Source organism: Marinobacter zhanjiangensis (assembly GCF_014651935.1).
GTDB classification, from domain to species: domain Bacteria; phylum Pseudomonadota; class Gammaproteobacteria; order Pseudomonadales; family Oleiphilaceae; genus Marinobacter; species Marinobacter zhanjiangensis.
In genome coordinates this window covers 55,071-77,630 of the sequence record NZ_BMXV01000007.1, presented here as the reverse complement: position 1 = coordinate 77,630, position 22,560 = coordinate 55,071, and the positions used below count along the sequence as shown (strand labels likewise).

General features: G+C 54.4%; 15 protein-coding genes and 1 riboswitch. Of the genes, 10 read left to right on the top strand and 5 right to left on the bottom strand.

From position 1 onward, the window contains the following. Positions 1-179: 179 nt before the first annotated feature. From folP to rlmE, 3 genes are all read right to left on the bottom strand, one after another. Complete coding sequence (gene folP / locus IE079_RS14780) at positions 180-1,010, bottom strand: dihydropteroate synthase (RefSeq protein ID WP_189577562.1); 831 nt, start codon at positions 1,008-1,010, stop codon at positions 180-182. Positions 1,011-1,137: 127 nt separating this feature from the next. Continuing rightward, positions 1,138-3,081, bottom strand: a complete 1,944-nt coding sequence (ftsH, locus tag IE079_RS14775) for an ATP-dependent zinc metalloprotease FtsH (protein ID WP_189577561.1) — start codon at positions 3,079-3,081, stop codon at positions 1,138-1,140. Between the two features lie 100 nt (positions 3,082-3,181). Then, on the bottom strand, positions 3,182-3,802 hold the full coding sequence (rlmE, locus tag IE079_RS14770) for a 23S rRNA (uridine(2552)-2'-O)-methyltransferase RlmE (RefSeq protein ID WP_189577560.1): 621 nt from the start codon (positions 3,800-3,802) through the stop codon (positions 3,182-3,184). Between the two features lie 164 nt (positions 3,803-3,966). On the opposite strand from rlmE, the gene yhbY reads away from it, so the two are divergent. From yhbY to IE079_RS14735, 7 genes are all read left to right on the top strand, one after another. Next, the gene (gene yhbY, locus IE079_RS14765) at positions 3,967-4,275 is read left to right on the top strand and encodes a ribosome assembly RNA-binding protein YhbY (protein ID WP_189577559.1); all 309 of its coding nucleotides are present in this window, start codon (positions 3,967-3,969) and stop codon (positions 4,273-4,275) included. 129 nt (positions 4,276-4,404) lie between these two features. Then, entirely contained in the window at positions 4,405-7,032 is a 2,628-nt protein-coding gene (locus tag IE079_RS14760) for a tetratricopeptide repeat protein (RefSeq protein ID WP_189577558.1), read from the top strand. Between the two features lie 254 nt (positions 7,033-7,286). Beyond that, positions 7,287-7,361, top strand: a riboswitch (cyclic di-GMP riboswitch). A gap of 40 nt (positions 7,362-7,401) precedes the next feature. Continuing rightward, positions 7,402-8,166, top strand: coding sequence for a DUF4114 domain-containing protein (locus IE079_RS14755; RefSeq protein WP_189577557.1), 765 nt, complete (start codon positions 7,402-7,404; stop codon positions 8,164-8,166). 388 nt (positions 8,167-8,554) lie between these two features. After that, positions 8,555-9,157 (top strand): PEP-CTERM sorting domain-containing protein, encoded by a 603-nt coding sequence (locus tag IE079_RS14750; protein WP_189577556.1) that lies wholly within the window; start codon positions 8,555-8,557, stop codon positions 9,155-9,157. Positions 9,158-9,419: 262 nt separating this feature from the next. Then, on the top strand, positions 9,420-10,844 hold the full coding sequence (locus IE079_RS14745; protein WP_189577555.1) for an exosortase/archaeosortase family protein: 1,425 nt from the start codon (positions 9,420-9,422) through the stop codon (positions 10,842-10,844). Between the two features lie 385 nt (positions 10,845-11,229). Next, entirely contained in the window at positions 11,230-13,188 is a 1,959-nt protein-coding gene (locus IE079_RS14740; RefSeq protein ID WP_189577554.1) for a PA14 domain-containing protein, read from the top strand. A gap of 380 nt (positions 13,189-13,568) precedes the next feature. Next, positions 13,569-15,047, top strand: coding sequence for an oligosaccharide flippase family protein (locus tag IE079_RS14735; protein ID WP_189577553.1), 1,479 nt, complete (start codon positions 13,569-13,571; stop codon positions 15,045-15,047). A 201-nt stretch (positions 15,048-15,248) separates the two neighbouring features. Here IE079_RS14735 and IE079_RS14730 read toward each other — a convergent pair whose 3' ends face one another. Continuing rightward, positions 15,249-15,866, bottom strand: a complete 618-nt coding sequence (locus IE079_RS14730; protein WP_189577552.1) for a PEP-CTERM sorting domain-containing protein — start codon at positions 15,864-15,866, stop codon at positions 15,249-15,251. A gap of 440 nt (positions 15,867-16,306) precedes the next feature. Here IE079_RS14730 and IE079_RS14725 point away from each other — a divergent pair, with 440 nt between their 5' ends. Genes IE079_RS14725 through IE079_RS14715 form a run of 3 tightly spaced genes read left to right on the top strand, consistent with a single transcriptional unit; the run spans position 16,307 to position 20,454 of the window. Further along, entirely contained in the window at positions 16,307-18,904 is a 2,598-nt protein-coding gene (locus IE079_RS14725; protein ID WP_189577551.1) for an RIFT barrel domain-containing protein, read from the top strand. Further along, positions 18,901-19,485 (top strand): acyltransferase, encoded by a 585-nt coding sequence (locus IE079_RS14720; RefSeq protein ID WP_189577550.1) that lies wholly within the window; start codon positions 18,901-18,903, stop codon positions 19,483-19,485. Before IE079_RS14725 ends, IE079_RS14720 begins: the two co-directional genes overlap by 4 nt. 27 nt (positions 19,486-19,512) lie before the next feature. Further along, positions 19,513-20,454 carry a glycosyltransferase family 2 protein gene (locus IE079_RS14715; protein WP_189577549.1) on the top strand — a complete coding sequence of 314 codons (942 nt, stop codon included), beginning with the start codon at positions 19,513-19,515 and terminating at the stop codon, positions 20,452-20,454. A gap of 160 nt (positions 20,455-20,614) precedes the next feature. Here IE079_RS14715 and IE079_RS14710 read toward each other — a convergent pair whose 3' ends face one another. Then, entirely contained in the window at positions 20,615-22,459 is a 1,845-nt protein-coding gene (locus IE079_RS14710; protein WP_189577548.1) for a hypothetical protein, read from the bottom strand. Positions 22,460-22,560: the final 101 nt, after the last annotated feature.

Below are 22,560 nucleotides of genomic sequence, written 5' to 3'. Positions count from 1 at the left end.
ATTTTTTTGGCCACTAAATCCACGAAATAACACGAAAAAATGAACTGCCTTTATAGATATTCAGATTTTCTTGTTTTCACTTTCGTGTTCTTTCGTGGGTTTAGTGGCAGATAGCCTTGTCTTTATCTTTTTTTCCGTGTTCTTCCGTGGATTCCGTGGATTCCGTGGCGAAAAATTTATTAGCCCTGCGCCCGCATGGCCTCAACCACCTTCACCGCATCGACAGTTTCCCGTACGTCATGCACCCGTATCACCGAGACCCCCTTCAGGGCCGCTATTGTGGCGGCCGCCAGGCTTGCGGGCAAGCGCTCACCAACATCGCGGCCGGTTATATGACCCAGCATGGTCTTTCGCGACATACCTACCAGTAAAGGGTAACCCAGCACCTGCAACTGCTCCAGTGCCGCCAGCAGTTGCAGGTTGTGCTCCAGGGCCTTGCCGAAACCGAAGCCCGGGTCGAGCAGCACCTTGTCCGCGGAAACACCCGCCGCCTCACAGTGCCGCACCCGGTCCATAAGATAGGTAGCCACATCCCTGACCACGTGCCGGTATTCCGGATCAGCCTGCATGGTGCCGGGGGCGCCTTTCATATGCATCAGGCAGACCGGCAGACCGGTTTCCATTGCGGCCTCGACGGCACCCGGGCGCTCCAGCGCCCGCACATCGTTGATCAGCCCGGCACCCAGGTTTGCCGCCTCCCGCATCACGGAGGGCGTACTGGTATCCACGGAAATCACCGTATCCACACTTCTCGCGATGGCCTCGATAACCGGGCATACACGATCCAGCTCTTCCTGCTCCGCCACCGGCTCTGCCCCGGGGCGGGTGGATTCGCCGCCCACGTCCACAAAGGCGGCGCCATCCGCCACCATCTGCCGGGCCCGCTGAACCGCCATATCCACGGTGTTGTATCGGCCGCCGTCGGAGAATGAATCCGGCGTCACGTTTACGATACCCATAACATGGCTGCGCGCCATATCGAGTTCACGTCCCGCAAATGTCATCAGCATTGCCAACCTGCCTGGAAAAGAGTGTCTGAAGAAAGGGAATACCCCGGAAAATCACGCATTATACACACACAAAAACGCCGCCCCTGAGGGCGGCGTTTTGACTTGGGTCTATGCCAGGCGATACGGGTCAGTGATCGCTGGCCGGGTGCCCGGCGCCGTCACTGTCCCTGCCATCATCGTCGGACAGGCTTCCTGTCTCCGGCTGATCGATAGTTACACCACCACCCGGCCGGCCATCGTCATTCCAGCCCTTGGGCGGACGGGGCGGACGACCTTCCATGATGTCGTCGATCATGAAGCGGTCGATGGTTTCATACTTCATCAACGCATCTGCCATCAGGTCCAGCTTCTCCCGGTTTTCCACCAGGATGTCCTTCGCCTTCTCGTAGCAGCTGTCGATGATGTTGCGCACTTCCTCATCGATACGCTGGGCGGTTTCCGGCGAATAAACGGTGTGGCTCTGCCCCGCACTACGGCCCAGGAAAGGCTCTTCGCTTTCAGTATCGTACTGCAACGGGCCCAGCTTCTCGGACAGCCCCCACTTGGTGACCATGTTGCGGGCCAGCTGTGTGGCACGCTCGATGTCATTGGAGGCACCGGTGGTCACGCCCTCGAAGCCCAGGGTCAGCTCCTCGGCAATGCGCCCGCCAAACAGGCTGCAGATGGAGCTGATCAGGAACCGCTTGGAGTGACTGTACTTGTCCTCCTCCGGCAGGAACATGGTCACACCCAGCGCCCGGCCACGGGGAATAATGCTCACCTTGTAGACCGGATCATGCTCGGGCATCAACCGACCCACGATGGCGTGGCCGGATTCGTGGTAGGCCGTGTTGAGCTTTTCCTTCTCGTTCATGACCATGGACTTGCGCTCGGCGCCCATCATGATCTTGTCCTTGGCCAGCTCCAGCTCTTCCATGGTCACCAGGCGCTGGTTACGGCGCGCCGCAAACAGGGCGGCCTCGTTCACCAGGTTGGCCAGGTCGGCACCGGAGAAGCCAGGGGTACCGCGGGCAATAACGCCCGGCTCGATACCGTCTGCCAGAGGCACCTTCTTCATGTGTACCTTGAGGATCTGCTCGCGGCCGATGATATCCGGCAGGCTGACCACCACCTGGCGGTCAAAGCGGCCCGGACGCAGAAGCGCGGGGTCGAGCACATCCGGACGGTTAGTGGCGGCGATGACGATAACGCCCTCGTTGCCTTCAAAACCGTCCATCTCGACCAGCAGCGCGTTCAGGGTCTGCTCACGCTCGTCGTGACCACCACCCATGCCGGCACCACGATGACGGCCGACGGCGTCGATCTCGTCAATGAAGATGATGCAGGGGCTCTGCTTCTTGGCCTGCTCGAACATGTCACGTACCCGGGAGGCACCAACACCCACGAACATTTCCACGAAGTCGGAACCGGAAATGGTAAAGAACGGCACCTTGGCCTCGCCGGCAATGGCCTTGGCAAGCAGGGTTTTACCCGTGCCCGGAGGGCCCACCATCAGCACGCCCTTGGGAATACGTCCGCCCAGCCGCTGGAACTTGCTGGGATCCCGCAGGAAGTCCACCAGTTCCTTGACGTCTTCCTTGGCCTCGTCGCAACCGGCTACGTCACCAAAGGTCGTCTTGATCTGGTCTTCACTCATCAGACGGGCTTTGGACTTGCCGAACGACATGGGGCCTTTGCCGCCACCACCGCCCTGCATCTGTCGCATGAAGAACACGAACAGGGCGATAATGATCAGGATCGGGAAAGCGGCCACCAGCAACTGCGTCCACAGGCTCTGGCGCTCGGGCTCTTCACCAATGACGGTCACGTCATTCTGGAACAGATCGCTCATCAGACGGTCATCCCGAATCGGCGGAAGTACCGTCGTAAACTGGGACCCGTCACTGCGCTGCCCGGTGACATTTTGTCCACTCATGGTCACCTGGCGCACCTGGCCCTGCTCCACCATCTGGACGAATTCGGTATAGTTTACCTTCTGCTCTGTGGTGGTCGGAGAAAAATTCTGAAACACCATCAGCAGTACGGCTGCAATTATCAGCCACAAAACCAGATTTTTAGCCATATCGTTCAAGGGTCATCACCTGTGAATTGCAGGGCAACCGGGGACGCATCCTCAGCAGCCTGTTAACGGTTACCTTACACTACTTGTACGCCCTACCACCAGAAACCGGTCACCCGCGAAACCCCCTGCACACCTGGTAGATCTCACGGGAGCGGGCACGGGATGAGTCCGGCTTGCGGCTGACAACGGATGAGAAGGATTCCCTCATATCCGCCAGCAACGCGTCAAAACCTTCCCCCTGGAATACCTTGGCGACAAACACGCCGCCAGGGCGCAACACCTGCTTTGCCATATCCAGCGCCAGTTCCACCAGCGCCATGGCGCGGGGGATATCCGTCGCGGGGTTACCACTCATGTTGGGGGCCATATCTGAAATCACAATATCAACCGGGCGCCCATCCAGCACCGACATCAGTTCATCAAAGACCGATTGCTCGGTAAAATCCCCCTGAACGAACTCCACGCCCGCCACCGGATCCATGGCCAGTATGTCGCTGGCAACCACGACACCCTTGTCCCCGACCTTTTCCACAGCCACCTGCGTCCAGCCCCCGGGCGCAGCCCCCAGGTCAACCACCGTCTGGCCGGGCCGGAAAAGGCGATCTTTCCGGTCCAGGTCTGCGAGCTTGTAGCTGGCGCGGGACCGGTAGCCGTCCTGTTGCGATTTTTTGACCCACACATCGTCAAAATGTTCCTTGAGCCAGCGATCACTGGATTTCGAGCGTGCCAACTTCCCTCCTGTCTCGGGCATCCACCGGGCGGACGCCTCTCCAAATGGCGAGGTTGTCTGTTATCATTCGTCTATTATACGGTCCCGGAGCGACAATTTCTCCCGACCTTTGGCGTACAAGCCGCACCATTTATTAATCGCACCCATCAAGAGACTTTATCACCATGAGCCTTTCCGCCGCCCAGCGCCGCGAATACCGGGCAATCGCCCATAACCTCAAGCCTATCATCATCATTGGTGACAAAGGCCTGTCTGAAGGACTGATGCAGGAACTGGACCGCGCCCTGGATGATCACGAGCTGATCAAGGTGAAGGTTGCCAACAATGATCGCGAAGCCCGCAGTGAGGCCATCAGCGAGCTGTGTGCCCGGTCCGGCGCAGAACTGGTGCAGACCATTGGCAAGATCGCCATCATCATGCGCCGGGCGAAACAGCCAAATCCCAAACTGAGTAACCTGGCGCGCCAGGGCTGACTTTAACGTGACGCCCCTGGTGGCATGCCTGCAAATTGACCTGCGACGTAAAAATCGCCTGTCCAAAAGATTATGAAGGCACTAGGATACGGTTAAAAACCAAACAGATTTCCTCGAAGGACCGAAACCATGAATACTGCGCTCAGGCTCCTTGCCGCCACCGTTTCCGCTTCCCTGATTGTTTTTGCTGCTGGTTGCAGCAGTTCGGATGAATCCGGCTCCGAGGCGGCGGGCCATATCGACAGAGCCGAAACCTACGCCGATCAGGGCCAGTACCGGTCCGCCATGCTGGAAGTCCGCAATGCCGTGCAGAAAGACCCCGGTAATGTGGAGCACGTGGTAACACTGGCGGGGATTTACAACAACATTGGCGCCGGCGAACAAACCACAGAGCTGCTGGAACCCTGGCTTGAAGACCACCGCCAGCAGGTCGTCCTCCCCCTTGCCCGTGGCTATATCCTGCAGGGAAAACACCTGTCTGCCCGCGAGACCCTGGAAGGCTTCACCCCCGAATCCGATGCCCAGAAACAGCAACATCAACTGCTGCTGGCACAGAGCAAGCATCTGGCGGGCAATAGCCAGGAAGCCATCCAGGAGTTGCGGGAACTGCGCAAGGCCGCGCCGGCCAACCCGGACATCACGGCCGCTCTCGCACGGGCCCTGCTCGCCGAGAACGAAGCCAATGCTGCCGTCAATGAACTGACCGGCTGGACGGAAGAGCACGGCGACGATCCCGAAATCCTCTACCTCACCGGCCTGGCCCATTACCGCATGGGGAATGTAGGCGAAACGACCGAGGTGCTGACCGATGCCACCGGCAGCGTGCCCACGTCCGACATTTTCCTGCCGATCAGGCGGCAGATCCTTACTCTGTTGTCCCGCAGCCTGACGGAGCAGGGACGCATTACCGAGGCGCAGGTTTACAACAAGATTCTGGCCGAAAACACCAGTTCCGACACCCGGGAACGGGCAGAATCCGCCATTGAGGCCATCAACCGCGGGGATCTGGACACCGCCCGCACCACGCTAGAGGAATTGCTGCAGCAGAACCCCGATAACGACCGGGTGTCGATGATGCTGGGCGCCCTCAGCCTCCAGGAGGGTCGTTCTGACGACGCCCAGTCGCTGCTGGTGGACAAAGTAGATGCCGAAACCACGCCTACGCCCTTGCTGCGGGCAGCCACCATTGCGCAGATCGATACCGGCAAGCGGGAGGAGGCCCTGAAAACCCTGTCCCGGGCCATCACCGCGCGCCCCAACGATGTCGACCTGCTGGCCATGCACGGCCTGCTGGCCCTTTCGCTGCCGGGCGAGAAAGACAGCGGCGTTGCCAGCCTGAGCAAGGCCCTGGAGCTTGACCGCTCCCGCTCCCGCCTGCGCCTGGCCCTGGCGCGCCATTACATGACGCAGGACCAGACGGAGCAGGCCCTGGCCCAGATGCGGGTGGCCTTTACCGAAACCCCCACCGACTGGTCGGTAACGCAGTACTACCTTTCATTGCTGCTGAGTACGGAGCGCGAGACCGAAGCCGGGGAAGTGGCCGAATCGCTGATCAACGGCTTCGCCGATAACCCTCGTGCCGTCACCCTGGCCGCCATGACCGAGCACCGCCTGGGCGACACCGAATCCGCACAGAACCGACTGGAGCAACAGACCAGCGAGTCATCGGACAACCTGCTGGCCCTGATTGCATTGGGCGCCATTTACCAGGAACAGAACCAGAACGACAAGGCAATCGACACACTGCTTCGCGCCGCCCGGCTGCAACCGGCCAACATCGGCCTGCTACAGGCTGCCGGCCGCCTATACTCCCGGAACCAGAGCCCCGACGAGGTAGTGACCTGGCTGAATGATATCGCCACAGAGAATGACGAACTGGCCCCCAACGCCTACACCCTCGCCGCCCAGATCCGCGTCCAGCAGGGCCAGTTGACGGATGCCCGACAGATACTCGACCGCATTTCTGAGGATGCACAAACCGACCAGGGCCGGATCGTGCGGGGCCAGCTGCTGGTGGCCGAAGCCGAGCTGGCCGCCAGCCAGGAAGATTGGGCCACGGCCCGCTCCAAGGCCGCAGAAGCAGCCTCCCTGCGCCCAAACAACCTGTCTTTTGCCCTGGTTCCGGTGCGTGTTGCCGCAGCCGCAGGCAATCACGAAGAAGCCATGGCCGGCCTCGACGAACTGGAAAGCTCCTTCGGTGAACAGACCCCGATCGACCTGACCAGGGCAAGGCTGATCACGACGTCGGAGGATGAAAAAGCCGCTTTCGACTACCTGCTGGAACGCTGGGAGACTGCTGGCAACACCGAACTGATGCCCACCCTGCTCTCCCTGGCCAAACAGTATGCGCCGGACAGCGTCGGAGAGCTTGCTCAGGCCTGGGTGTCTGCAGCCCCGGCCAGTACCGCGGCGCAACTGAGCCTGGCCGAATACCAGATGTCCAGTGGCAATGAGGCAGCGGCCATTGCCAGCTACGAAGCCGCCCTGGAACAGAGTCCGGACAACCCCATCACCATGAACAACCTGGCATGGCTGCTGCGGGAAACGGACCAGGAGCGAGCCCTGTCCCTGGCCTCACGGGCGAGCGAGCTGGCGCCGGACAACGCCGCCATTCTGGATACCTACGGCTGGATCCTTCATCTGGCCGGCCGCAACCAGGAAGCCCTGACGACTCTCGAAAAGGCACTGGCGCTGGCCCCGGAAAGCGACGAAATCCAGCAGCACCTGGAGACGATCAAAAAGGCGAAAGGACAGTAGCCTCCCTAGGTGTAAGCGGGTGTCGACATCTTTGACACCCGCTATACCTTTCTCAACACCACCATCCCGCGACACCTTCATCAGTTCAATCGATAGGCCCATAGCGACCACCTCCTCCGCCAAACATGAGGCCTCTCATGAGCTGTCGAATTTATTTACACCTCCTAAAGCGCGAACACCTAAGTTACTGTTTTAAAAGCATTAAATATACTGGCATGATAATGGCATATTAATAACCAACCCGGGATTGTCGCCCGGTCAAATGCCAAACCATTCGCGAGAATGGGACGGAAAGCCAAGGATCTCCCCGAGACAGCCTGGTTGCATGAGCACTACATGGACTTAGAGCAAAACAACCGGAGAATTACCATGAAAACCAAATCACTCGCCTTATTGGCTGGCTTGTCTGTCGCAGCCTTTTCTGCGCAGGCATCACTGGTCAGCTCCACCAGCGACGACGGAGTGAACCTGCAGTCTGTTCTGGATGGCATTACCGACAGCGGATCTTCTTCCGTCAATGTCTACAACGATCACCTTGGTGACGGCCTGGACAGCTACTGGAATATCACTGCCAGTGGTGGCAGTGTCGCCACCTTTGTAATCGAAATAGCTGGCAACGAGAACATCAACACCTTTGGTGTTTATGATCGCTCCAACTCCAACAACTACCTCGAGTTGTTTTCTGGGCCTGCTTCCAGCGGAAATGGTTTCCAAAGCTCAGTGACCTTGTCAATGCTGGACGATGGTTCTGGTTCCTTCGACGTTCAGGCCTTGGGTGCTGGCGTCTACAATACCGGTACTTTTAACACTAAACAGTTCGGCTATTATCTCGGAACCGCAAACGGTCCGACCTTCTATTCAGACAGTAGCCTGAATACTGATGGGTCTGACCAGATGGTTGCTTATCAGGGCACTGGTGATGACGTCACAATTGATGGTTTCTCTGGCGGTGAATGGACGGCCAATGAGTACATTCTGGCCTGGGAAGACCTTCTCTACGCCGATTCCGATCAGGACTTTAATGACCTGGTGGTCATGGTAGAGTCAGTCTCACCCGTACCCGAGCCCGGCACACTGGCGCTGCTGGGACTTGGCATCCTTGGCCTTGGTGCGGCACGTCGTCGCGCTGCCTGATTTCAGCCCATTCGGGTTGGTATAAGGCATTGAAAAGCCGGGCGTGAAGCCCGGCTTTTCTTTGTCTGACTATTAGCAGCCCACCACCTGCCACCCAGGGATTGCGAGCGCCGACAGACCCTCAACAAACTCCACGGTCACCCGGTCTCGACACACTGGTTCCTGACTATCACCTGGCAAGCTTCCTCTTTTGGTATTTCAGCGTCAGTCACCTTTTTCGATTCAGAAGAATGGCGTAAAGAAAGATTCGACCAACCAAAACATGTCGACTTAATTTACATAAAATTCCTGACCAGCATTACTTTCACTTTAATTTCATAAGGTTATCGTACTGGCACTTTTCCTGCTTGGGATAAGTCGAATTCCAAAACCACGACGGGACAACACTATGAAACTGACACTTTTCACAGCCATCATCTTAAGCTTGATGTATACAGCCGGTGCTCAAGCAACCGCCATCTTTCAGGATGATTTTGACTCCGAAGGTGATTCCGGTGGGTCAACGCTGAACTATACGGGCTTCTCCAACTGGGACGTTACCGACGGCACTGTAGACCTTATCAACCACAATGATTACGGCATCGGCTGCTCCGGTGACACGGGGAAATGCGTTGACATGGATGGCTCCACAGGAAACGCAGGCACTCTGACCAGCGATGTTTTCACGCTGGCAGCGGGTACCTATGGACTGCTCTTTGATATTGCCGGCAATCAACGCGGCGGCGCCGATGATTCAATGGAGGTGATGCTTGGTGGATTCCTGACTGAAACATTCGAGTTGTCAGCAGACGCCCCCTGGCAAACCATCAGCCGTAGCTTTACGGTGATGGAGGAAACCACCAGCTATATCAGTTTCAATCATAATGGCGGCGATAATATCGGCATCATTCTGGACAACGTCTCGGTCGTCCCAGAGCCCGGCACCCTGGCCCTGCTGAGCCTTGGCCTCCTCGGCCTCGGCGCAGCCCGTCGTTACAAAGCCTTAGTCTGACCATTTCGGTGGTTCAGGTGTAGCAGCAAAGCCGGGTTAGTACCCGGCTTTCTTTTTTGCCAGACTGTCAGGTTTATTGACGTCTATAGACAGCATACAATTCAATGTCATCGTCAGAGCAGACAACTGCCCCCCCAACCACCACAAATTCGACAGCATGGCGGTCATTTTTCGGATACAGTAAGGTAGCCTGAATTGTCGCGTGAAGAGCTGGCAGCAAGGGCCTGGAGCAACACCATCCCGAAACGCAGTTGAGTAAACCATGTTACGGAAGACGCTGGATCAGTTACCCCACTCAATACCCTACCTGATCGTCACGGCTATCGGCCTTGTGCTGTTCTGGCCCACCTGGATCCGGCTGATTGGTGAGTGGCTGAAATGGGAACAGGTGCTGGCACACGGCCTGCCAACCTTCCTGATCTTTATCGGTTTGCTGCTGGCCCACCCGCCCCGCCAGTCCACACGACCGCCCACCGGTTACTCGATTGTCGGTACTATTGCCCTGTTTATCGTCGTGGCAGTCTGGGCACTGCTGGAACTGGTGCGCATCGACACGCTGACCTATCTTATGCTGCCGGCCGGACTGCTCACCCTATCGTGGGCCCTGATGGGGTTCGGGCCTGCCCTTCGCTTTCTGCCCTATGTACTGCTTTTCAGCCTTTCATTACCCGTCTGGTCAGACATTGTCCCGCTACTGGTCGCGCTGGCAACCACCGTGGTTACCAAGGCCGTATCCGCCCTTGGCATTACCGCCCTGATCGAGGGCGCCTATATTTCACTGCCCTATGGCCGGCTGGTGATTGCCGATGGTTGTTCGGGCATCCGCTATTTTGCCATCTCCATCCTGCTGGCCATGCTCACCGCCATCCTCAACGATTTTCGCTGGAAAGGCTGGGTCGCTGCCATTGCAATCGGCGCCGCCGTGGCCCTTGTGGTCAACTGGGTCCGCATCACCGCCCTGGTGGTCATTGCCTACCAGTCGAATATGGAAAGCAGCCTGGTAGAAAACCATGAAACCTTCGGCTGGCTGATCTACGCTGCCTTCATCATCCCGGTGATGCTGCTGGCACCGGTAAGGCGACGCCAGGGCCCGCTGGAGGGGCAGCCACCAAGGCTCGCCGGCAAGGGGAGCCTTGCCATTGTCATCGCAGCCTTCCTGCTGGGCCCGGTGGGTATCACCCTGGCCCACTCCCGTATGGGAAGTCCGGGGCTGTGGTCCGTGTCACTAACCCAGGCGTCACCTGCCCGAGCAGAGCAGCTGCCGGTCACCCTGGCACTGCCGGAAACCCTTGACCATCAGGTATGGCGTGCCGGGCCGGGTGGCTGGGTATCGGTCGCCCAGGCACTGAAAACAGACCGTGACCAAAAGCTTGTCCCCTATCTGCCGCCAAGAGTGGACGGCGGGCAATGGTTCCTCACTGAGCAGCGCGCTGACAGTGGAGTCCGCATTTATCAGAACCTGCTCGGTCGACGACAGGTGGCGGTAGGGGAGCGCTACCATGTCGGCACTTACGTCACCGACCGCTATCGCTCGGCCAAGCTGCTCCAGATCCCGGCCACCCTGGCCGGCGAGAACCGCTTCGCACTGGTCACCGCCCAAAGCCCCTGCAGCCCCCGCAACTGCGACAGCGCTGTGGAGAGGGTTCAGAACCTGCTGAACACCACCACCCTGGAGTCACCGGACTGAAATGTGGGCAGCCTCAAGGTACTGAAAAGCGCCGGACTGCTGCTGGCTCGTCTTTCGCATCGATATGGCAGACATGCACACAGAGATGGTATCTCTGATGACTGACTCGGCTTCTTCCCTGACAGGCGTATCCTGAGTCGTCCAACAGCTTGCCCGTTCTGTTTGAATTATTGTGTAGTGATGATATCTGATTATTGACTTTGAACGGCGCGGCCATATATATCCAATTTGCCGGTCATATATTTAAGCTACACATCGTGAATCACTTTATCGAATAACCAACTGGATACCATTCGAAAACAGTACAACAGCGAACTGGCGGAATAGGCAGCCTCAACCGATACTTGATACAAGATTTATATTAAATAACCTACCGGGTGAATTTATGGCGGTCAGAAACCTTCTGTTGCTTGTCTCTATTGTTACCGTCGTTAGCGGCTGTCAGACATGGCAAGCCGATAAAATGCCCCCCACAGCATCGCTCCCCCAGATCAGTGAAACCGGCGTGGTCGAAGCCAGATACTGGGACAACCTGGGCGATGGCGGCATCAGTAGCGTGACCAGCCTCGATGCCTACCCCGACAATCCGGATGAAGTGGTGAGCCTGAACGAGCTGAGAAGCCCACAAAACCGGGCTGATTACTACGGCTCACTGGTCCGGGGCTTCATAATTCCACCCAGCGACGGTATCTATCGCTTTTTTGTTGCCGGAGACAACAATGCCCAATTCTGGCTCAGTACAGATGAGAACCCGGACAATATCCAAATGATCGGGTCCGTGCCAGGATGGACTTCGCCTAACGATTACAGCAAGTATAGTTCACAGGCATCGGGAACCATCGAGTTGACGGGAGAAAACCGGTACTACTTTGAGATTCGGCACAAGGAACTTGATGGAGGTGATCATTTCAGCGTTGCCTGGGAAGGCCCCGGCTTTTCCCGACAGCTGATCGGCGCAGACTCGATCGCGTCCCTGGGCCAATCTCCCTATGACCAGGAGGAGGCAGAGACAGCATACTCCAGAGGCTACAGGATCGGTTTCTTTGATGGCACGCAGGCTCTCGCTTTCGACTCCAGTTATCCGCCTCTCGATCAAGACCGGGACGGCCTCTACGATAACTGGGAGACCTTCCATGGCCTGGATCCCAACGATCCTACAGATGCCACGTCCGACGCTGACGGTGACATCCTGAACGCCCTTGATGAATTCTGGCTCGGAACCGACCCAAACAATCCGGACACTGATGGAGACGGCATTCCGGATGGGGTCGAGTTTGCCAATGAGCTCAACCCGCTCAACCCTGAAGATGCTAATGAAGATCTGGATGGCGACGGAGCTACCAACCTGGAGGAGCATCGTGCAGGCACCGACCTGGCTGACGCCAGTAGTGTCCCCGTTACAAGTGCGCCCCAGGTGTCCGGCTTTCTCGGTCAATATTTTACCGGCAGAAATTTCGATCGTTTTGAACGGATTCGTCAGGATCAGGCGATCGACTTTAACTGGAGCAGCGATGGGCCAATAGCTGAATTGGGGCAAGACAACTTCAGCGTTCGCTGGAGCGGGGTGTTCACTCCGCCCCACTCTAGCGGAGTTCAGCAGTATGAGTTTACGACACTGACCGATGACGGTGTGAGGCTTCATCTCGACGGCAATCTGGTCATTGATGAATGGAAGAATCAGGCCGCGACAGCCTATAGCCATACCCTCGGATTGCAGGCCCAGGAAGCCATCTCGATAACCATGGAATACTATCAGGCGGGCTATGGCGCCGAAGCCGGACTGACCATTACCGACCTCAACAGCGGCGAAGCATTAAACACCAGCGAAACCGTTACAGCGCCAGATCCCACGACTGTCAGCAATCAGGACACTGATGGTGATGGTATTCCTGATACCTGGGAATTGGCCCACGGCCTTAACCCCTGGATTAATGACGCCAGCGACATATCCAATGACAGCGGCGTAACGAATCTTGAAGCCTACCGGGATGCACTTGATCCGTGGACGTTAGAGCCGACAACCGGCCAAAGTGAACCTCCAGCCACCACAGAGCCTGAACCAGCTCCAGATACTACATCCCCCGGTGAAGTGACACTATCCTGGACCGCACCCCTGACCCGGACCGACGGTAGCTCCATGTCTCTCAGTGCGATTGATCATTACGAAATCGTCTACGGCCAAGAACAGACTAATCTCGGACAGAGCATAACCGCAGCGGGCGACGCCACCAGTGCTGAGATCAGCGGCCTGGAATCGGGCACCTGGTACTTCTCAATTCGAGTGATCGACATCAACGGGCTTGAGAGCGAATTATCCGCACCTATTGAGCACTCGATTCCATGAGGATCATGGCAGTCTGGCAAGGGCTGCCAGGCATCATGATTTGACGCTGGCTTTCACGTTCCCAGTGGGTAACAGTATACGGGCCCCTTCACCAGCAATGATCGCTCCGCCCAAGTCGGACCCGCACGGCCGCGCAGTGGGGCTATGATATCCTTGAAAAGGATCACATTTTCTAATCAAAAAAATCTTTAATGGCACCCAGCACATGAGTGCCATCAGGGCCAAGTGGTGTGATACTCGTCGTGCTGGTACTCTTATCGAGCAGGGGCGGTAACAGCGATCTGTTCTGCCCGCAGGCCCTGAACGCGTGAAAATATCCTGCAGGCCAAACCTGAAACCGAGCAACAATGCATCGAAAAATTCGTGACCGCTAGCCTAACATGTCTGCCAGTCTGAAAGTCGTCAAAAGCGCCGGCCTGCTGCTAAGCCTACAATTGGTTCAACGTGGCCTCGGCATTATCAGTACACTGATCCTGGCCCGACTTCTCACTCCAGAACACTTTGGCATAGTCGCCCTTGTCACAATTGCCCTGCAGTTCTTCGAAGTACTCGTGGAAACCGGCAACCAGCAATACATCATCCAGAAAGATCAGATCGAACACGCCGACCTGAATACCGCCTGGAGCATGGATGTGGCGATCAAGACCGGCATGGCGTTACTGATTATCGCCATCGCGCCACTTGTGGCCGGCTACTTCGAAACGCCGGAACTAACGGCAGCCCTCAGTATTGGCGCCCTCGCCCTGCCGATACGGGCTCTTAAAACTCCCGGCATGATGCTATTGGCCCGTAACATAAGCTATCGGCCGATGTTCAAACTGACACTTTGGCAAAAAGGTCTGTCCTTTGTCACGATTATAACTATTGCCTTTGTCCAGCCCAGCCACTGGGCCATCATTATAGGCAATCTGGTTTCCGCCGTTATCCTTGCCGTAGGCTCGTATCAGGTACACAGCTATCGCCCCTCCTGGTCACTTTTGCACGTTCGCACGCAATGGCGGTTCTCTCAGTGGCTTCTGATGCGCGGGGTAGTGGGCTTTACGCGGGCACAGATTGACAACCTCCTTGTATCCAAAGTCTTCGGCACCACCCAGCTCGGTGGTTACAACCTCGTTCGTGAAGTCGCTCTTCTTCCGGCCCTTTCGGCCATCGTGCCGATGAGCGAGCCATTGCTGGCGGCCATCGCCCAGGGCAAACAGGATGCAAACATCCTGGCTTACAGGGTGCGCCTCAGTCTGGCCTTGATGATCACCGTTTTAATACCCATTACCACCTTTATAATGCTCTATCCAGAACTGATAATCACCGTGCTTCTGGGGGACCGCTGGCAAACCTACGCCCCACTTCTGCAGCCCTTCGGCCTGTATTTCTTTACTTTTTGCCTCTTCGAGCTGATCAGCAACGCTGTTATCGCACTGGGTAAAGTAAAGGCGCTGTTTACGTTTGATATGGTGACGACCCTCATCATCATCAGCGTCCTCCTGCCGTTCACTACGACGGGCCTGGACACCCTGGCCTGGGCCAGAGGCTGGCTGGCGGTACTGACCACGATGACTCTACTGCTAATACTCAACCGCTGGGCGCCCTTTAACTTGCTTCGCCTATGCTGGCTGTGCACGCCTGCACTGATAGCAAGCCTAGCCGCAGCATGGGTTGTATCCGCCCCCCTGTTCGGGGAATTGGCTATACTGCCTGAATTTCTGCTACGGGGCTTTCTGTTCGTGATGATTGCGGCAATACTGATTGTGATTCTGGCGGCCCTAATGCTGGGGCGCAGTGAAGAGTGGGGACAACTCAGATCAATGACTCGAGCACTCGGTCAACACCCCTATAATCGCAAAGACGGCGACCGCACTTAGTCTTCGGGCATTATTGAGTAGTTGTTCAGATCGTTGTCTCGAGTGGGTGCAGCATTGACTTTTGATTGAAAGCACTTCACTTTGCGCTCTACCGCTTTGATCCTGGCGTATAAGAAGAAGGCTTTGGAAAAAGCGTCTAGAGCCAAAGGTTAAGTTTCTCCAACATGCGCAGACGCTTATTTGAGCTTTACTCCCGTTAGCTTACCTCCGCCTTCTGGCTGCCACGAGTGTAAAGAGTCCCCCTATCAGTAGGAGTAGCGACGAGGGTTCGGCTACAACTGTGGCTCGACCGAAACCGAACTCGACCGTTATTCCTTCCCAACCAAAACTCCCAGAGCCTCTCACCGCAGGAGTCATATGATTTTCGAAGACTATGTCAAAATAACCAGTATCATGTCCATCATCATGAAATGTCTGCTCCAAGCCGTCACTGATAAAATTATTCTTCCAACTCACCGCCAAGCTTCGATCTGAGTCTACCTCCAAAAATCCCCAAACATTGGACAGGCCAGCCTCAATTGAAAATACATAGGTATCTTCAATTCCGAAAAAAGTATAGTTTGACTGAAGAAACATCTCTCCGTACCCGGACTCTTCGCCAGTGTCGTATAACGCAAAATCACCATGGAATCGTGTGCCGGCCACAACATCACCATTTTTAACCCAATCTTTAGCCCAATCTTCGATTATGACCTGCGACACTCGCCCAGAAAATTCGTTTTCTGCAAGAAGTGTGTGACCGATTGGTCCAGCCTGAGCGATCGGGTAAAATACGAGAAATAATATGGCGCTAGTCCAAGCGAACTGAAAAATTTTCATCCTCAAATCCTTCGATAGGGCACAGTCGGAAGAGTCAGGTAACACAACCCAGGTTTTAGCAACTATCGTTCCAAGATTTAATGTTCTGTTTTTATTGATTTTTGTGGAAAAACAAGAATCAGACTGTAAGATAGGTCGACACTCTGTTAAGAACGATAAACTCTCAGAGAATCTTATCTACGGTACGCTGATCGCAAACCCGATCTGTTCCTCCTCAGATCTCGGTTAGTAAACTATTGAGGCAACTCAGCTCCGTGGATCTGAGTTGCCTCTCGCATCATGGCCCACTCAGAAATGGCGACACTACAGAGGAGGCTGGCTTAGAACGGAAATTTCGGACTCCGTCGCTTTATGTTGCTGAAAAGAGGGATTACTCTATTGCCGAGTAAACCTTAGCCCTACAGCCTCCAATGACCACGAAACAAGCGACAGGCAGTATCATGGAACCGATAACCATCCACCTGAAGGACCAACGCGGCTTTGCCCGGCATGGCGAAGCCGTCCAACTGGGCCTCCCGTTCGCCGAAGGCGACCTGGAGCATGGGGACCCAATCAACCTCCACGACCCCGGACATGGCCGGGTCATTCCCTGTCAGACAACCCCCATGGCCCACTGGCCTAACGGCAGCGTGCGCTGGCTAAAGCTCAACTTTCTCGTAGATGTTGCGCCACACCAATCCAAAAGTTTGCATTTGCACCATGGTCGCGCCAACGACGCTAACGAGGATTCTCCACTCAAACATCAGGCAACAGAGAAGGAACTGCTCATCGAGACCGGCAAAGTAACCTTCCGGCTGCCCCGAAATCAACTTGAATGGATCGCCTCGACCGGCCCGGAAACCGAGCTGCGTCATGAAATTCGGTTCAATGACCAACTGGATACGCCCTGCACCCCAGAACCAGATTCCGGATGGCAGGTTACCGAGTCCGGCCCCGTCTCCATTACTCTGAACACAAGAGGACAATGGTTGACCACCAACGATGAAGCACTCGCCCGTTTCGATTGCAGTTTACGGTTCTACGCTAACAGCGAAACGGCCGAAATCGAGGTTTGCCTGCATAACCCGAAAAGAGCCCATCATCCGGGCGGTCTATGGGATCTGGGAGATCCCGGCTCAGTGCAGTTCCGCGCTCTGACTATTCATGTTCAGAACCCAGGCAGTAATTCAGCCTGGCTGAAAACCGGGCCCGACAACCTTCCGCTGACAGGTACAGTCACCGAAGGCCTCGATCTCTACCAGGACTCCAGCGGCGGTGACCAGTGGCAAAGCCGTAACCACGTAAACGCGGATGGTGAGATAACCACACGCTTTCGGGGTTACCAGGTGTACTCCAGAGAAAAATCCCGAACGGCCGGTGATCGAGCCAACCCAATTGCGGCGCTTGAAGGCCCGAACCAGACAGTTCAGGCCAGCATGCGCCAGTTCTGGCAAAACTTTCCCTCGTTCCTTGGCACCAAGCACCAGGAACTTATCATCGGCCTGTTTCCAGCAGAGGCTAGCGGGCCCTACGAGCTCCAAGGCGGCGAACGCAAGACCCAAACAGCCTACCTGAACTACGGCAGCAATCCGGATGCGCTTAACTGGACACAGTCACCACTGGTGCCGATTCTTGATGCGGAACTGTTCGAACGCACCGAAGCTTTTCCCTGGTTCAAGGCCAATGCATCCAACGGTCCGCTGGATAATCTCATCCAGGAAGGGTTGGACGGTCCGAACAATTTCTTTGCAAAACGGGAAGTGATTGATGAATTCGGCTGGCGCAACTTTGGCGATCTATTCGCAGATCATGAGACGCTGTATCAAAAGGAAGGCGAGGAGCCGCTGATCTCTCATTACAACAACCAGTACGATGCCGTCTACGGATTCGCGCGCCAGTTTGCGCTGACCGGCGACCCGCGCTGGTTTGAGCTCATGGATGACCTGGCACGGCATGTGACTGATATTGATATCTACCACACCAAAGAGGACCGGGCCGAATACAACAATGGCTTGTTCTGGCATACCGATCACTATCTGGACGCTCACACAGCAAGCCACAGAACTTTCACAAAACACAATAACACCAGCTCCACGGCCGGGCAGACGGGCGGAGGACCGGGTGCAGAGCACTGTTATACTACTGGATTACTTTACCACTATTTACTCACCGGCCAGCAGCAGTCACGGGATAGCGTGCTGGAGATGGCTAACTGGATGAAAACCGCCCAGGAAGGGCAAGGAGGGCTCCTGGAGCAGGTACTAGCGGTCAAGAAACATGATTTGCCCCAGTTAATGGCACTGTTGAAGGGCCAACAGCCCTCAGCTCATCGTTATCCCTTCACCCGGGCTACCGGCAACTACCTTAATAGTCTCCTGGACGCCTGGCACCTTGAGCCAGGAAAGAATTGGCTGAATCTAGCCGAACGCGTCATCCACGAAACCATTCATCCAGCAGATAACATTGAGCAACGAAACCTGCTAAATATAGAAGAAAACTGGTCTTACCTCGTGTTGCTTTCCAGCATCGCCCGCTACCTGTCAGTAAAACAGACTCTGAGCGAAAACGATGAAGCCTACGAATACGCAAAGGAGGCATTTCTCAATTATGCCCGATGGATGCTAAACAATGAGCGCCCTTTCCTTTCTGACCCCAGCCAACTAGTATACGCCAACCACACATGGGTCGCACAGGATGTTCGCAAAGCCATGTTGATGTTCCAAACAGCTGGTTACAGGTTAGGAGTTACAGAGGGTTTTCTTGAAAAAGGGACCCAGTGGCTAATAGACGTATGCGAGGACCTTCGCAAGAATGAAGAGCGCCATTTTACCCGCATCCTGGTTATTTTGATGCAAAACTACGGTCCTCAGTACTTGCAGGAACTAGAACCACCTGCCGAGGCAGCTCCAGAAAAAAACGAGCCATACTGGAGGGACCAGCCACAACTAACTTTGCGCCAGTTGGCCGCTCGTATAACCCTCCGTCTTATTCGCGGAATAGCAGGCTTCCGTCCAGCCCAGGAGAAAGCCTGGCTAGCCGCACGACTGGATCGCTCATGAGTGCACGACACATTGTCAAAAGAACCATTAAAAATCTGTTCCTGGTATTAGCCTTCCCCATACATCTCTTCTTCCGGTTATTCACTATCAGCGGTAATCCGGACAGCGCGTTCATGTCTTTTTCCCAGGGCCTGAGCCTTGTGCCCGGAAAACCAGGCATTTACCTCCGCGCTGCCTTTTACAGGCTAACCTGCCCCAATACCTCCGATGAAATCACTATCGGCTTTCTCACCATTTTTTCCCACCGCGATACGACGATCCACAGAGGCGTTTATATTGGCCCTCAATGCAACGTAGGGAAGTGTGAAATAGGCAAAAATACTTTAATAGGAAGTGGCGTTCATATACTCAGCGGGACCAGACAACATTCTTTCGAAGATGTCAAAAAACCGATCCAGGAGCAGGGTGGACATTACCGGAAAATCATGATCGGGGATAACTCCTGGATAGGAAATTCAGCAGTTATCGCAAGCTCTATTGGAAGAGGATGCATAATCGGTGCAGGTAGCGTTGTAACTAAAGACATCGAGATGCTTAGTATAGCGGTGGGAAATCCGTGCAGCGTCGTGAAAAAACGATGACCTTGTCCGATTTTAGAAGGATCGAACATGACTACCAGACTACCCTTTGTGTCATTCATCATCCCTGCGCTAAATGAAGAAGAAAACATCCTATGCGTCATACAGTCTATAAAGTCAACAATGCCCGACCAGACCTATCAGATAATCATAGCCGACAATGGCTCGACTGATAGAACCAGATCGATAGCTGAAGCCGCAGGATCAATAGTTTTAAAGGAACCAGAAGCCACCATCGCCTCCCTCAGAAACTTTGGCGTTGAATCAGCTAAAGGAGATATCCTCGTATTTCTCGACGCCGATATCACCTTGGCTCAAGACTGGCATAAAATCCTGATTGAAGATTATCAAAGCTGGCCCGGCGATCGCCTGATCATAACAGGAAACCGTTGCCTGGCTCCGGATTCAGGAGAGTTTATCGTAAAAAACTGGTTCAATAAACTAAGCAATACTCGTTCGAATTACATAAACTCTGGCCACATGATTACTACAAAAACAATGCACAACAAAATCAATGGATTCGATAGCAATCTGAAAACCTCTGAAGATTATGACTATTGCCTGCGCGCTATAAAAGAAAACGGAACAATCAGGCCAAATACAAGTTTAAAAGCCTACCACCACGGGTACCCAAGAACAATCTTAAACTTTATGGCTCGAGAAGCCTGGCACGGCAAGGAGGACATGTCTTCATTTAAAAGGTTTTTCAACTCCAGAACTGCCATACTAGCGGTCGTAAATAGTACTTTAATAGCTTTATCACCAACACTCTATATAATAAAGGGAAATGCTGGAGTGGCGCTTATACCGTTATTAATGTCCACACTATTATGCATAGCAATCACCCCGCTCAAGTTTGGGCGTCAACAAATAAGCCAATGGATAAAGACAGCATCTTGTTTTGAGCTATACCTTTTAGGTAGAACGGCGTCTATATTCTTTACCAAAAAAAGGCCATCGGCCCGAACCTAAACAATCAATTGGTAAAATCACAACGTCACTTGATCAATATGAAAAAGCCCCTGACACCACACAGCCATCAAGGGCGCAAAACCAAATTAAAAGGGCAGGTCAGTCACACCCCCCTACCCTAAGGCGAGGGGGAACCTACCACACCAATGTAGAAATACCATCATTCCACCTGAAGGCCGGACGGGGGATCTGGTAACGACAGTCCGCCCGCTGCGGGGTACTCTACCGGACCAATGTCCGCACCCGATACTCGCTGAATACCGTAAATACCTCGAGACAAATCCACGCTCTTTGCCCGATCTATCACTGGTGATTCAGGATCTAGATATACCTGGCTTTCCATAACTTCCAGCATTGGATCGAATAAAAACGGATTAGCATCCCACGCTGGTGCACTTTTACTTTCAGCAATTTCGCTGTGCCAGACATTATAACTCCCGGATACGTTATCTTCCTTATTCTCTGCTCGGTAGCCCGTCGCGAAAAACGGAACATCAACCGTCGCAACACAGATGTTATTATCCCAAATTACAGACACATTATCCCCGGCACCATTAAATGCCAGACAACCAGTAGCGCCTCTTGTTAGCCCATCGGTTGACCAACCATAGATCAAGTTATTGCGAACATAAATCGTACCCATCAAACCAGAATCGCGTATTGCGATCCCACCGGGCTCTGATCCGTCTGAGGTGTTCGGGTCAACACCATCCCAATCTGCGGCCAAACCCACGTTAACCAAGACATTATTCTCCACATAGAAATCCATATCCCATTTACAACCGGCACTGGCACCGATACTGATACCGGCGCCGCCCTGGTCTACGACAACATTATTATGGATCAATACTGGCCCTGTTGTTCCACCACAGCCTTCATCCTGATCAAAATTATGAATCCCAAATTTGGCTTTATTACCGTGTAGATAGTTATAACCAAACTCCCAGGGATCTACTTGCACATTGTCAGGCCCACTACGAATTGACATATAGGTTGTATGGTGTAGTTTTGACGAGCCTTCGCATCCGTAGTCATACACCTCATTACCGAGAATTTTAAAGTTAGATACTCGACTACCACCGGCGCCAACAATAGCACCCTGATACCGGCTTGCACACATTCCCGGAATATCACCTATTCGGTTCGCAACTGCACGTCCGTTCCTGGAAGCTTTAATCCCCCATGTGCCTTGATGCTGAATACGTCCCCCTGTGGGTTGACCATTCTCATCTACAGATGTGAAGTCTGAAGAATAGATATCCAACTTCGACAAGACAGCACCGGCTGCTCTGTAAGCTTCGAAGCCTCTTTGCGCAGTCACCTTTGGATGAAACCCCGGATAAGAGGTGATTGTGAACTGATTATTCAAATCACTACTTGCACTCGAACTATTCCAATAAATACCAGCTTCAGAATTTCGTGAACCTGTATCTACATCATGTATATAAATAGTGCTTCCGGCAGGTGAGGAATTAACTGCTTTATCTACAGTTTTCCAAGGGCCGGAAAACGAACCATCATCAGCGTCGTTCCCATCATTTTTCACATGGTAGATGCTGCCTTCACGAACGGTAAAAATTAAAGAGGCCGAGCTTTCGCCTTCAACTTGGACATAAATTTCCCCATCGCCAAGCGAAGCATCCGGAATTGAGAATGCTATCTCATGCATCTTATGCGATTCATAAAGGTTCACGGGGCCCGAGGGAACAGAACCATCAGCTGCTTTCCAATAATAAATATAGGGCTCGTGTAGCTCGCCTTGGCTGTCCTCGAAAATCAGCTTCCGGTCAGCCTTGTTGACCCCTAAATTTTGCCCCCAGACAGTAACAATGACGCCACTGCCTTTGCCATCCCCCAAACCGGTACCCGGTCCACTTATCAGGTCCGAAAACGCAAGGTGCGGTGTCGCGCCAAACGCAACTGGAGAGGAAACCAGTAACATGACTACCGTCGCGCAGATACCAAACCTTTTCAGCGCTTTCACCAGAACAAACGCGATCTGCATAAACTTTCTCCAAACTATCCAAGATACCTTCTAAGCCAATCGATTAACCTTGGCCCTGAAATTCGATCCATTAACTCCAACCTTCACTATAGCCGACAACA

Bases quoted from the DNA above. Each gene is read 5' to 3' on its own strand.
- IE079_RS14735 (WP_189577553.1), top strand. From the start codon at position 13,569: ATGTCTGCCAGTCTGAAAGTCGTCAAAAGCGCCGGCCTGCTGCTAAGC.
- folP (WP_189577562.1), bottom strand. From the start codon at position 1,010: ATGCTGATGACATTTGCGGGACGTGAACTCGATATGGCGCGCAGCCAT.
- IE079_RS14725 (WP_189577551.1), top strand. From the start codon at position 16,307: ATGGAACCGATAACCATCCACCTGAAGGACCAACGCGGCTTTGCCCGG.
- IE079_RS14740 (WP_189577554.1), top strand. From the start codon at position 11,230: ATGGCGGTCAGAAACCTTCTGTTGCTTGTCTCTATTGTTACCGTCGTT.
- IE079_RS14730 (WP_189577552.1), bottom strand. From the start codon at position 15,866: ATGAAAATTTTTCAGTTCGCTTGGACTAGCGCCATATTATTTCTCGTA.
- IE079_RS14745 (WP_189577555.1), top strand. From the start codon at position 9,420: ATGTTACGGAAGACGCTGGATCAGTTACCCCACTCAATACCCTACCTG.
- IE079_RS14710 (WP_189577548.1), bottom strand. From the start codon at position 22,459: ATGCAGATCGCGTTTGTTCTGGTGAAAGCGCTGAAAAGGTTTGGTATC.
- yhbY (WP_189577559.1), top strand. From the start codon at position 3,967: ATGAGCCTTTCCGCCGCCCAGCGCCGCGAATACCGGGCAATCGCCCAT.
- IE079_RS14750 (WP_189577556.1), top strand. From the start codon at position 8,555: ATGAAACTGACACTTTTCACAGCCATCATCTTAAGCTTGATGTATACA.
- IE079_RS14715 (WP_189577549.1), top strand. From the start codon at position 19,513: ATGACTACCAGACTACCCTTTGTGTCATTCATCATCCCTGCGCTAAAT.
- IE079_RS14760 (WP_189577558.1), top strand. From the start codon at position 4,405: ATGAATACTGCGCTCAGGCTCCTTGCCGCCACCGTTTCCGCTTCCCTG.
- IE079_RS14720 (WP_189577550.1), top strand. From the start codon at position 18,901: ATGAGTGCACGACACATTGTCAAAAGAACCATTAAAAATCTGTTCCTG.
- IE079_RS14755 (WP_189577557.1), top strand. From the start codon at position 7,402: ATGAAAACCAAATCACTCGCCTTATTGGCTGGCTTGTCTGTCGCAGCC.